The sequence below is a fragment of the Ruegeria sp. AK11 genome, from assembly GCF_056541095.1.
Map to the genome: position 1 here is coordinate 100,972 of NZ_JBQFXU010000012.1, position 10,671 is coordinate 111,642.

The following is a 10,671-nucleotide window of genomic DNA, read 5'->3' on the forward strand; positions in this document are numbered from 1 at the left end:
ACACAGGATTGACGAATTGTCAAGGAAAAATGACACTTGGAGAATAAAATGACCAAGAAAAATCAGCATGTTGTTCCTCACAAAGATGGTTGGGCCGTGAAAGGCGCCGGCAATGCAAAGGCAACGGCTATCCACCCGACGCAGCAAGCCGCGATCACCCAGGCGCGGGACATCGCCCGCAATCAGGGCTCGGAAATGCTGATCCACGGAACCAACGGTCGCATCCGTGAGCGCAACACCTACGGCAAAGACCCCTATCCCCCGGAAGGCTAAGTGAACCATGAGACGTATCCTGTGCATCGATGGCGGTGGCATCAAAGGCACCCAACCCGCGGCTTTTCTGGCGGGTTTGGAAGAAGACCTTGATGAACCGATTGGCCGCTACTTCGATCTGATTGCGGGAACGTCAACCGGGGGCATTCTCGCGATCGGCCTTGCCCTCGGAATCCCGGCCAAAACCCTCCTCGAACTCTACGAAAATCGCGGGCCGACGATTTTCGGGCAAGTCGGAGACAAGAGTTGGCTCGGACAAAAAGCTCGAGATGCGCGTGCCGCCCTGCGTCACCTGGTCAAGCCCAAGCACGAAGCATCCACGCTTCGGGACGAGCTCCGCGCCGTCCTCGGTGACAAGCTCATCGGCGAAGCGGAGACCCGGTTGCTGATCCCGGCCTGGGATGCCGATCAGCGCAGCGTCTACATCTACAAGACGTCACATCATCTGCGGCTCACCAAGGATTACCGGAAGCCTGCCCTCGACGCCGCGATGGCGACGTCAGCCGCTCCGACTTATTTCGCACGCCACAAGACGGTGGATGATGTCGGGCTTCTCGATGGCGGCACCTGGTGCAACAATCCGGTGGGCGTCGCGACCGTAGAAGCGATCTCGATGCTTGGCTGGTCTCCGCAGGACCTGCACATCCTGAGCCTCGGCTGTGTCGACGAGGTCTACATGCTGCCTGAATCCCCCGGCAAGGCCGGTCTCGGGTTGAAGGCCCTCAGTCTTCTCATGGACGGGCAATCCCGTGGAGCGCTCGGCATTGCCCGTCATCTGACAGGCGATCCGCACGACCGGACCGCTGTTCACCGGTATTCGCCGAGCGTGCCTGAGGGTTTCTTTTCCCTCGACGACACCACCAAGATCCAGAGACTCAAAGGGCTTGGCGCCTCGAGTGCTCGGCACGCGAGCCCCACCCTGACCCCCATCTTCTTCCAGCAACCTGCCGAGCCGTTCGAGCCCGTGCATCAACTCGAACGGAACGCAGCATGAACCAGATCTTCTCGCACCCTCTCACCGATACCGCCATTCAGCGGCGGGCGCAGGTCTTCACGATCCTTGAAGAAATCTGCCAGGAGCTGGAATGGACCCAGGCCCAGTTCGAGAAGGCCGGCACCAGCTACGAAGCGGTCGCGGACTGGTTGGCCGGATCGAGTGACCCGATGCTTGCCTCCCTTCATGTCTACCTGCACGGCTCTGGCGCACTCGGCACCTCGATCAAACCGATCGGGCGCGACGAGTTCGATGTCGACCTGATCAGCTTCATCCTCGGCCTCGGCCCGGAAATCGCACCGGCGCGCCTGAAGGCTGCAATCGGCAAGCGCTTGCGCGAACATGCCTACTACACGTCGATCCTGGAAGAAAAGAAGCGCTGCTGGCGCCTGAACTACGCCGGTGATTTTCACCTCGACATCTCTCCGACCATTGCAAATCCGAACTGCATGAACGGTGGTGAGCTGGTGCCCGATCGCAAGCTGCGAGACTGGCATGCTACGAATCCTCGGGCCTATCGGGCCCTCTTCGACGAACGGGCGGCCCTGGTTCCGAGGATGACGCAGTCGATCATCGCGGCACAGCGCGACGCGGCGACGACAGAGCCTTTCCCGGTACGTCAGTCCGTCAAGGGTATTCTGCGGCGGACCGTGCAGCTCCTGAAGCGTCACCGGGATCTGGAATTCCTGCATGTTCAGGAAGAAATCGCGCCGATCTCGATCATCATCACGACCCTGGCCATGCGATCCTATGAGATGTGCGTCAGGCGCTACGTTTTCGCAGACGAGCTCCAGGTGCTGATCGACACGATCCGTCTGATGCCGGTCTTCATCGAACGCCCGCTGGTCAATGGTCGTCAGATCTACGCGGTCTGGAACGAGACCACGCAGGGCGAAAATTTTGCCGAGCGTTGGAATGAAGAACCCGCGCGGGTAGAGGCTTTCTACAAATGGCACGGCAAGGCGCTTGCGGATTTCGAATCCCTGCGTGACCTCGTTGGCCTCGACGCGATTGTAGGCTCCATGAAGGACAGCCTGGGCGACAAACTTGTTGCCCGGACCATGAACCGGCGGATGGATGCGCTGAACGAAGGGCGCAAAACGGGCGCTCTCATGCTCGGCGCGGGTGTTGGCCTGACCACCCAAAAATCGGCCGCTTCGACGCCCGTTCTCAAGAACGAGTTTTTCGGGGACTAGGCGCGATGGCGGGATCGACCACGAGAAACCGGCTGTCACTGCCCCAGCAGTATCTGTTTCTGCGGAGGTCCAAGACGATAGCCGGCGCGGGGGTGCTTGGTCCGCGCCGGTTGGAATGGCGTTTTCAGGCGCAACCGACGCCGCTTTCCCGGTCGTATCAGGTCACTCTATTCCTGGAGAGGGACGGGACGCCGGATGTTCGGGTCGTAGAACCTGACTTGAGGTTGCTCGCCGGTGGACGCGAGCTGCCGCATATCTACCACAACCCGGATCGGCTCTGTCTCTATTTACCCGGGACCGGGCAATGGGACGCTAGCAAGCGTCTGGACCTCACCATCATCCCCTGGACCTATCTATGGCTGATCTATTTCGAGGAATGGCTCGTGTCGGGCGACTGGAAAGGCGGGGGAAAACACCCTGGAGAGGATGACCCAGACGAGGGCAACCGCGCGTTGCGCCGCAGCCTGCGCCGTATGCGTTGAGTTTCGCTCCCGCGACGTTCTCGGCTTGGCTCGCAGACGTGTCTGCTAACGGTCGTCAGAGCTGGTAGAGACTGGAGATCAGGCCGAGGCCAGTTTCTCGATCGATGGGGACACCGAACGCGTTCGGGTCGAAGTCCGGCAGTTCGTTCACCCTCTCCACATAGGCCCTGAGATCAGCCTTCAAAGGGTCAGTAACCTCGATTAGCTGATCGGTGGGGAGAAGCTGAAGCAATCGAAACACATCGTTTCGATGCTTCCTGATATCGTTCCCCTTGGCATTCGCGTCGCCTTCGTCCTTTCGCTGAGACAAGTCGACGAACGCTCTGGCCTTGAACGGGATCAGCAGGCGCTCGTCGAGAACAAGAACATCGTCAATAGCGCGACGGCTCCCGAGGAGTGCCTCGTAATAGTCTGTGTCCAACAGGATCGCGGAGAGACTGAGAGTTTCGTCCGAAACCTCTACTACCGTCAGCCCAGCATCCTCCGGGATTTCCAGCGCTTCGGGCTTTCGTGCAAAAAGCTCGAGCATTGCCGGATACGCTGGGTCGGTTGGCTTATGGAATCTGTAGAACTCGCGTCGCCCGTTGCTGCGTTCGCGCGCCTGGTAACCCCCCCCATCGAGGAAGGCTTTCAGGGACTGCGCGAAAGACGGATCCACGATTTCGACGCAAAGCACCATGTCGATGTCGTTGGTCTGACGGAAATCGATGCCGACCTCCTCGAGAATCATCGAACATGCGGTGCCGCCGATAACCGCATAATGGTCGGCATGTTCCGCAAAATGCTCACGAAACTTGTCCAGACCGACTACCATGCGAACTCCTCCAACAATTGTTCCGCAGCGGCTTCCAGCCGCTCGTCGGGGTTGTCGCGGAACTGCAGGTAGAGCGACAGCACATCGACCTCACGCGTACCTGACACGATATCGGGGTCGTACCACCAAACGTCGATCGAGAAGTTCGGCTCCTCGTCCTTTTCGACCTCTTTTCCAAACTCGCCACTTTGAATTCGCTTCCAGTCCTTTGGCCCGGCAGCAAAACACAGGATGCGGGGTTTGGACATCGTCGAACGCTCCGAGAGCGCACTTTCGCCACCAGTTGGCAGATACTCAGGCAATGGGCTGCCGTGGAAGCCCTTCGGCAGGGAGGGTGCATGAAACCAATGCTCGGCCTTGACGGGCGAACGCAGTTTGTGAACCGCCGCTTCGAAAAGTTCGCGAGGAGCTTCGGAAAACTGGATATGCTTGCTACGCCCTCGCGTTTCCACATGCGCTAGCTCGCTGGACTCCAGCTCTTCGAATGCGCGGCCGATCGACATAGCCGAGTATCGCAAGATTTCCGCGAGGTCGCTCGGTCGCGCGTCTTCCACGTCCCTTAGATTCAGGTGCCGCAGAAAGAGCGCCTGCGAAGCGGGAGAAAGTTGGTCCTCCGCGAAGTCACGTCTGCGTCGAAAGTGCTCCCTGAGGTCCATTGCAAGCTGCGGGATGAAGAGCTGATTGCCAGGTACAATGAAAGCCGCGGACTCCTCGATGAGCCGACTGCGCTGATAGGAGGATAGATGGTCCAGGACCAATACGAGGATTCCCTCAAAGTGGCGCTGGATGACTCCAAGTTGCTTGGCAAGACCCGTAGGATTTTTTGTGTCGTCAGATTTCGGTACTGTGAGCAGGATCGAATGCCCTAAGAGCTCTATTTGTCGGTACTCGAATCCGTTCGCAAGGAAAAGCGGCAGCCCTTTCTCATTCTCCCAGGTCTTCAAGCTGGCGGAGACATGTAGAGCCGCGCGCAGGTGGGACTGCGCAGCCTTTAAGAGGTCCTGAGAGGGTTTCGCATCCGTATCTAACATGATCTCGAAACGCTAACACTGATATTGTTAGCTTTCAAGTTTGATGTTAGCATTAAGTGTACCGGCTTTTACGCACCGCTCCCTACGAAGCGTTTAAACAGTGCGGCAGTGTCCGTTGAGCCCGTCGACTTTGCCCAACAAGCCGGTTGGTTCCTGATTGCTTAACTAGCGAGTGGCTCGATCCCGATCCTATTACCTGCATATTGGTCAGCTATAGTAGTAGCGGATGCATTCGATGTCATTTTCCATTCAGGATCAGAATCCTTTCACGGGAATTGATTTCGCAAAGTCATTGGACAGACGGGCTGAGTTCGCCGACAATCGCGTCATGGAGCTGACGGCAACCACACCTGTCCACCTGATCCATGTAGACTCGGACGTCAACGTGGCGCGGTTCTACGGAATAGAGTTGCAGCCGACGCTGTTTGGCGAAGTGTCCGTTCTTCGCACCTGGGGACGTATTGGCACGAACGGGCAAGCCATGATGGTGACGTACGAAGATGAAACCCAGGCTGCTGATGCACTCCAGAAACTCGAAAAGAAAAAGCGCCGTCGAGGGTATGTTCCGGTCGGTGAGTGACTTCGGGTTGCAATCTGTTTCCGTAGCAAATCCCGCGCCTGCTGGCTCGTGACCGGGCTCTAGGTTCCAGCCGACGTATCGGCTTCCACCCAGAACACCCCAGCATGATCTCCCTGTCCCAGTAGCCCCTGAACCGTCTCTTGCGAGCCGGGGCAGGGGCTTTGGGTCATGGTCGCTCCACGCCGTGGTGATCTGCCCATTCGGGTGACGATCCCTTCTGCGCTTCCGCAGGATCGAAGATCCTTTGGCTTCTTTTGGTGGTCGGGCAGGATTTGGACAAGCCAAACGCCCCCCGACGCCAGGGGGAAGGCGCGGCCTCCCCCCTCGGACAAGACAAATAGATAAGACCGTGTCCTCGCGCGTTGCGCTGCGGGCCGCACCACTCTTGTCGATTTGTCCTGTCTCGCCCCTCTCCGCGTTCGCCACGAGGCAGGTTTTAGAGACGACGCCCTTTCAGGGCTCGGCTCAAAACCAGCACCAAAAGGGGACCAGCCCCGGAGGTCGAACCACAAAAGGAGAGACGGTTTTGAACAGTGAAGCGACAAATGACATCGAAAATGACGCGACCCTTCAGGCGGCAGAGATTGCAGCGCAGAATGACCTGTTTCGGAAAGCCCTGATCGATCCGGCAACGGCGATCGAGATGCAGACAAAAGGCATTCAGGGACAGGTGTTTGTCACGCCCGGTGTGTCAGGTGAAGGGATGGAGTTCCAGACCGCAGCTTTGAAGGCAGTGGCATCGGACGACCAGTTCGACGAAAGCAATGACCCCTATGGCGATCACACATTCGGGACGGTGACAGTCAGCGATCAAAAGCTGTTCTGGAAGATCGATCTTTACGACAAGGATTACACATACGGGTCCGACCGCCCGTTTGACACGTCAGTGACGCGCCGCGTCCTGACCATCATGTGCCCCAGCGAATACTGAAACCAGCCCTGTCCCAAAGGGGCAGGGTCTGCATGCGCAACCCGCGCAGGAAAGGTCCCTCTCGGGACATGCAAGCATGCCCTGCCGGGCAATGGGTGAACCTATGCCCGCAAAAACCTGAAAGGGGGTGATCACAATAAGTCAGGAAACTTTGCAGCAACGACGGCACGAAGCCTTTGAGCTGCTCAAGAAGGGAGGCCTGTCAGCCAACATCGCACTCCGCTTCTTGAAACAACACGCAGCCGCATAAGCGGCCCCGCTCTACCCCGAGAGGGGTAGGGCACCCTTAACACGAAGCGAAACTCTCAAACAAGGATTTGCCCAATGAGCAAAGTCGAAACATTCACCGCACCGGAAACCATCGAAACCATCTCGCTCTCCGATCTCTATCTGTCTGACCTGAACCCACGACAAGAGGTTGCTGAGGAAGGCATTGCTCTGCTGGCTGATAGTCTGGTCATGTGCGGCCTTATCCAGAACCTCAGCGGTCTGCGCGATGCCGATGGCAAAGTCGCTGTTGTCGCCGGTGGCCGTCGCCTGCGGGCTCTGAATATCGCCGTGTCCGAGCGCGCTGATCTGGGACAGGTTCCGGTGAAGGTCACGGATAACCCCTTTGTGGCCGAGCAGTGGGCCAACGCGGAAAACACCGCCCGGGAAGAACTGGACCCGGTGGACGAGGTCCGCGCCTATGGCAAGATGGCGGAGAAATCCCTGTCTGTTGCCAAGATCAGCAACGCGTTTGGAGTGACCGAAGCCCATGTGCGCCGTCGCCTCGCATTGGCCGGTCTGCCTGCCGCCGTATTGGACGCGCTCAAGGCGGGTGAGATCAGCATGGGTCTGGCGAAAGCCATGACCGTCAGCACCGAAGAAGAGAAAATTCTGGAGGTGCTGGAACAGGCCAAGGAATGCCGGTGGTTCAGTGAGCATGATGTCAAACAGGCCCTGACATCGGAGGCTGTCCGCAGCACCAACCGCAAGGCCGTGTTTGTGGGTCAGGAGGCCTATGTTGAAGCAGGTGGCACCGTCACCGCTGATCTCTTTGCCGATGAAACCCTGTTCAATGATGGCGCGTTGCTGGACCGTCTGTTTGCTGAGAAACTGGCGGCAGAAGCGGAAAAGCTGCGTGAAGCGGAAGGCTGGGACTGGGTGGAAACCCATGATGAAAGCTACATTCCCTTTGGGTTTTCGGGGAGTGAAGGCATGCACCGTCTGGAGATGGTGAGCCGGGAGTTCACCGAAGAGCAGGCCGAGCGGTATGACGAACTTGTCGAACTCTATGAGGCTGAGGCTCTGGACGCGGAGGGCGAAAAGGAGCTGGCCGCGCTCGAGGACTATGCCGCGCCGTATTATTCCGACGATCAGCGTAAGCTGTCCGGTGTGTTCCTCTATGTCAGCAACAGTGGTGAGATCAAAACATCGTCGGCCTATGTCGCGGCAGAACATGTGCAGGCCGCCATTGAGGCCGGGGTTCTGGCCCAAGTCGAAAAGCCAGAGACCGTAGAGAAGCCAAAACCGGCCTATTCGCAAAAGTTCATCAATGACATGGTGGCGATCCGGCTGGCGGCGGTTCAAACGGCCCTGCTGGACAAGCCTGATTATGTGCTGAGCCTGTTTGCCTTCTATGCGACCCCGGCCTCCGGACTAACCAGCACCCTGTTTGGGTTTGGCTATGGTGGCGCTGAGCGGAACACGCCGGAGATCGACGACCAGTTCATCCTCGACCCGCGTCTTGGCGGGGAACGGGACGCTGCGGCAGAGGCAGCTTATGTCCAATTCCAGGAGATGGCCGCAAAAGGCTGCGTGGAGGCGTTCAAAGCGTTTCGCGATCTGGGCAAGAAGACCCGCAACGGAGAGATCACAACCTTTCTGGCCCGGCGGTTCCTGACCCAGCGCCCGGAGTTCATGGTCGAGATCGAGGCTGAGATTGGTGCCGACATGCGTGCGATCTGGACACCGTCTGCTGAGAACTGCTTCAAACGTCTAAAAGTTTGGCAACTTGATGATCTCTACAAAGAGCTGCTGGACCTGCATGTCGATACCGACATGTTCAAAGCCTTCGCGAAATCCAAGAAAGGTACGAAGAACGAAGCGCTGCACAAGCTCTTCAATGACAAAGAGCATCAGGATGCACTGGGCGTGACCGAGGCACAGAAAGCCCGGATCGATGCCTGGGTGCCGGATTGCTTCTGAACCCGACGGGGCAGGGCGCTTTGCGCCCTGCCTATCAATCTCTGGCTGTGTCAGCCTCAATGATGAAAACTCAAAGTGGCATTGCGCGAGCACCCTGTCGCGCATAGCTATCAGAGGTCGGCCACCCGGCTCATTCTCAAAAGCGATCACTTGGTCAAAACGGATTTGGATAGACCCATGGAAACCCCATCAAACAAGCTCGAGAAAGCGGCCCGCCGCGTTTGGAAGTCCGCGCAGATGTTTGTCGGTTTCCATACGGATCAGACAGGCAAGCCGCGCGAGCAGCCAAAGCTCTGGCCCCCCAAGAACGGAAGTGCGTCGATCCACAATGACCCAAGTGCACAAGAGGCAATTGTTGTTGTCAAAGCCGCTGACCCGGAAGCCGCACAGGACGTGCAGATCAAGCTGCATCCAAACCGAATTGTTGTTCGGCGCGACGCGGATATGTGGTGGCAAGGCGTGGCCGTTGACGAGCATTCCGTGACCGTCCGCATGGCCGACAATACAATCATTGAAATCCGCCATGACGGGTCGGTGAAACGCCGCTCAGCGGAAGATGAAACCCATGTTGAAGCCGATGGCAGTATCTTCAAGTTCACTGAATTTGCCGAGGCGCATATGACGGGTGACGGCGTGGAAATGACCCGGCGCACTGAGGACCGGATTGCTACGATAACAGCCGACGGTGTTGTCGATCGCGCGCGCAAGCGTTAGCCTGTACTCAATACCTCCAGATTTTCCTTCGGTTAAACTTGTGGCCCGCTTCGGTGGGCCTCTTTCTTGGGGCGACATCGCGCCGCCTTTTTCCATGCGCGGGTCCTGCCGCCAGGCGCACGGGTCGTGGTTATGTCACCGCGATATCCACTCCGCTAAATTGAGTCCGCCTGATAACCTGGTCCACTCAAGCGCGGACCAGGGCCGGACCGTCCGGTCTTTGGCCTCCGCCTTCTGAAAAGGGCGACCTGCACCACCAGCGATCTTTCATTCTTTGCCTCGAGGGTCATTCTGACCCATAAAGGCCACACGCACTCCGAATTGAGCAACGCGCCTATGATGGATCGAGGCGATGTTGCCGGTCTCATCGGTATCGCTTTGTTCAGATGACCCGTGCGCAGCGATCCCAGAAAGTCTTGCCTTTTCACTTGGCCTGACAGTTTCAAACCTGTTGCCGGAGATGATCCTCGGCTGCCGTGTTTCCGAAGGGAGGAACATAAGCGGGCAGTCGGGGAAGACGCGCGGTGCCCGGAACGGGCGCTGCGCTTCAACAGGGAATTTCCCCTGCGCCTGCGTCGCATTCCGCGCGGACCAAATTCCCTGCTGACATCCCCTTGATGCCCGCATTTCCCATGTTCATCGAAACACGTCATAGCGAGGATCAAACAATGGCAACTCAAACTCTGAAACTGAACGTCAAGACCGGTGAAAAAGAAGGCAAGACTTTCTGGGATCGCTGCGGGGTTCTCTTCGTCAATACCGATGAGACCGGCAACATCACCTCGATCCAGGTCCGGCACAGCATGTTCCCCGGCGTCGAGATGGTGGCCTTCCCGAAGCGCACCGATGACGAGCCCGTCACCGAATGACACGAGGGCAGGGCGGCGTAAGCCGCCCTTTCTTCTGCTCCGGCCAAAGAACCGGATCACATATGCGCCACGCGTGGCGCAAAGCCTAACGGCCGGGCAGGGGAGGTGGCCCGCCGCAGTGCGGCAGTTTGCACCCCTGCCACTCCCACCGCCAGAGCGTCGGGAAGTTGAGCGCGCCCAGGCGCGCGGAAAATGCAGATTGCATTTAACGTGCCGGAAAGTGACAGGCGCTGTTCGGGCAGCCCACGCTTTGCGTGATTGCCCTGCGCCGGTCCACCGGCACCCACGCCTGTTGGCTGGAAAAGGGACGGGACCCTTTTCCCGGCGTGGAGGTTGCCTCCAAGAGCAAAACTGTTCCGGCGGAGATTTAAGAAAATACAGATTTCTCAAATCGCGTCGGTTTGCTCTTGGAGAGTATGACAGGATAAGGTAGTTGTGTTACAAATTGCAAATGCAACTAGAGATTGATTGCGAATTGAGCGAGAGCAAAACTTCTGACACCACCGTATTTTCCGTACGTTTGCCAGTGGATGCGCTGGAGCGTTTGGAGGCGGCTGTGACCGCGCTCGGAGCCAAGAGCCGCAACCAGATTATCCG

At 58.1% G+C, this 10,671-nt stretch carries 11 protein-coding genes; 9 read left to right on the forward strand and 2 right to left on the reverse strand.

Annotation, left to right across the window (positions count from 1 at the left end; all coding sequences use genetic code 11):
* Nucleotides 1-48 precede the first annotated feature (48 nt).
* The 4 genes from ACR0D9_RS18695 to ACR0D9_RS18710 are packed head-to-tail and all read left to right on the forward strand — an operon-like array spanning nt 49 to nt 2,945.
* Nucleotides 49-273, forward strand: coding sequence for a DUF2188 domain-containing protein (locus ACR0D9_RS18695; protein WP_480539800.1), 225 nt, complete (start codon nt 49-51; stop codon nt 271-273).
* A 7-nt stretch (nt 274-280) separates the two neighbouring features.
* Nucleotides 281-1,267 carry a CBASS cGAMP-activated phospholipase gene (locus ACR0D9_RS18700; RefSeq protein WP_480539801.1) on the forward strand — a complete coding sequence of 329 codons (987 nt, stop codon included), beginning with the start codon at nt 281-283 and terminating at the stop codon, nt 1,265-1,267.
* Entirely contained in the window at nt 1,264-2,463 is a 1,200-nt protein-coding gene (locus ACR0D9_RS18705) for a nucleotidyltransferase domain-containing protein (RefSeq protein WP_480539802.1), read from the forward strand. The genes ACR0D9_RS18700 and ACR0D9_RS18705 overlap by 4 nt, the downstream gene beginning before the upstream one ends.
* A gap of 5 nt (nt 2,464-2,468) precedes the next feature.
* The gene (locus tag ACR0D9_RS18710; RefSeq protein ID WP_480539804.1) at nt 2,469-2,945 is read left to right on the forward strand and encodes a type II CBASS E2 protein; all 477 of its coding nucleotides are present in this window, start codon (nt 2,469-2,471) and stop codon (nt 2,943-2,945) included.
* Nucleotides 2,946-3,000: 55 nt separating this feature from the next.
* Here ACR0D9_RS18710 and ACR0D9_RS18715 read toward each other — a convergent pair whose 3' ends face one another.
* Together ACR0D9_RS18715 and ACR0D9_RS18720 are read right to left on the reverse strand one after the other, a co-directional pair.
* Nucleotides 3,001-3,759 carry a hypothetical protein gene (locus ACR0D9_RS18715; RefSeq protein ID WP_480539806.1) on the reverse strand — a complete coding sequence of 253 codons (759 nt, stop codon included), beginning with the start codon at nt 3,757-3,759 and terminating at the stop codon, nt 3,001-3,003.
* Complete coding sequence (locus tag ACR0D9_RS18720) at nt 3,753-4,790, reverse strand: hypothetical protein (protein WP_480539808.1); 1,038 nt, start codon at nt 4,788-4,790, stop codon at nt 3,753-3,755. Before ACR0D9_RS18720 ends, ACR0D9_RS18715 begins: the two co-directional genes overlap by 7 nt.
* A gap of 235 nt (nt 4,791-5,025) precedes the next feature.
* On the opposite strand from ACR0D9_RS18720, the gene ACR0D9_RS18725 reads away from it, so the two are divergent.
* The 5 genes from ACR0D9_RS18725 to ACR0D9_RS18745 all read left to right on the forward strand — a co-directional run bounded on the left by ACR0D9_RS18725 (nt 5,026) and on the right by ACR0D9_RS18745 (nt 10,074).
* Entirely contained in the window at nt 5,026-5,370 is a 345-nt protein-coding gene (locus ACR0D9_RS18725) for a WGR domain-containing protein (protein ID WP_480539810.1), read from the forward strand.
* A 526-nt stretch (nt 5,371-5,896) separates the two neighbouring features.
* Nucleotides 5,897-6,301 (forward strand): DUF3768 domain-containing protein, encoded by a 405-nt coding sequence (locus ACR0D9_RS18730; RefSeq protein ID WP_480539812.1) that lies wholly within the window; start codon nt 5,897-5,899, stop codon nt 6,299-6,301.
* A 324-nt stretch (nt 6,302-6,625) separates the two neighbouring features.
* The gene (locus ACR0D9_RS18735) at nt 6,626-8,491 is read left to right on the forward strand and encodes a ParB/RepB/Spo0J family partition protein (protein WP_480539814.1); all 1,866 of its coding nucleotides are present in this window, start codon (nt 6,626-6,628) and stop codon (nt 8,489-8,491) included.
* A gap of 177 nt (nt 8,492-8,668) precedes the next feature.
* Nucleotides 8,669-9,205 carry a hypothetical protein gene (locus tag ACR0D9_RS18740; RefSeq protein WP_480539816.1) on the forward strand — a complete coding sequence of 179 codons (537 nt, stop codon included), beginning with the start codon at nt 8,669-8,671 and terminating at the stop codon, nt 9,203-9,205.
* 668 nt (nt 9,206-9,873) lie between these two features.
* Nucleotides 9,874-10,074 (forward strand): hypothetical protein, encoded by a 201-nt coding sequence (locus ACR0D9_RS18745; protein ID WP_480539817.1) that lies wholly within the window; start codon nt 9,874-9,876, stop codon nt 10,072-10,074.
* Nucleotides 10,075-10,671: the final 597 nt, after the last annotated feature.

Excerpts from the sequence above, each read along its gene's own strand:
- ACR0D9_RS18715 (WP_480539806.1), bottom strand. The coding sequence starts at position 3,759 with ATGGTAGTCGGTCTGGACAAGTTTCGTGAGCATTTTGCGGAACATGCC.
- ACR0D9_RS18725 (WP_480539810.1), top strand. The coding sequence starts at position 5,026 with ATGTCATTTTCCATTCAGGATCAGAATCCTTTCACGGGAATTGATTTC.
- ACR0D9_RS18740 (WP_480539816.1), top strand. The coding sequence starts at position 8,669 with ATGGAAACCCCATCAAACAAGCTCGAGAAAGCGGCCCGCCGCGTTTGG.
- ACR0D9_RS18745 (WP_480539817.1), top strand. The coding sequence starts at position 9,874 with ATGGCAACTCAAACTCTGAAACTGAACGTCAAGACCGGTGAAAAAGAA.
- ACR0D9_RS18695 (WP_480539800.1), top strand. The coding sequence starts at position 49 with ATGACCAAGAAAAATCAGCATGTTGTTCCTCACAAAGATGGTTGGGCC.
- ACR0D9_RS18710 (WP_480539804.1), top strand. The coding sequence starts at position 2,469 with ATGGCGGGATCGACCACGAGAAACCGGCTGTCACTGCCCCAGCAGTAT.
- ACR0D9_RS18700 (WP_480539801.1), top strand. The coding sequence starts at position 281 with ATGAGACGTATCCTGTGCATCGATGGCGGTGGCATCAAAGGCACCCAA.
- ACR0D9_RS18720 (WP_480539808.1), bottom strand. The coding sequence starts at position 4,790 with ATGTTAGATACGGATGCGAAACCCTCTCAGGACCTCTTAAAGGCTGCG.
- ACR0D9_RS18705 (WP_480539802.1), top strand. The coding sequence starts at position 1,264 with ATGAACCAGATCTTCTCGCACCCTCTCACCGATACCGCCATTCAGCGG.
- ACR0D9_RS18735 (WP_480539814.1), top strand. The coding sequence starts at position 6,626 with ATGAGCAAAGTCGAAACATTCACCGCACCGGAAACCATCGAAACCATC.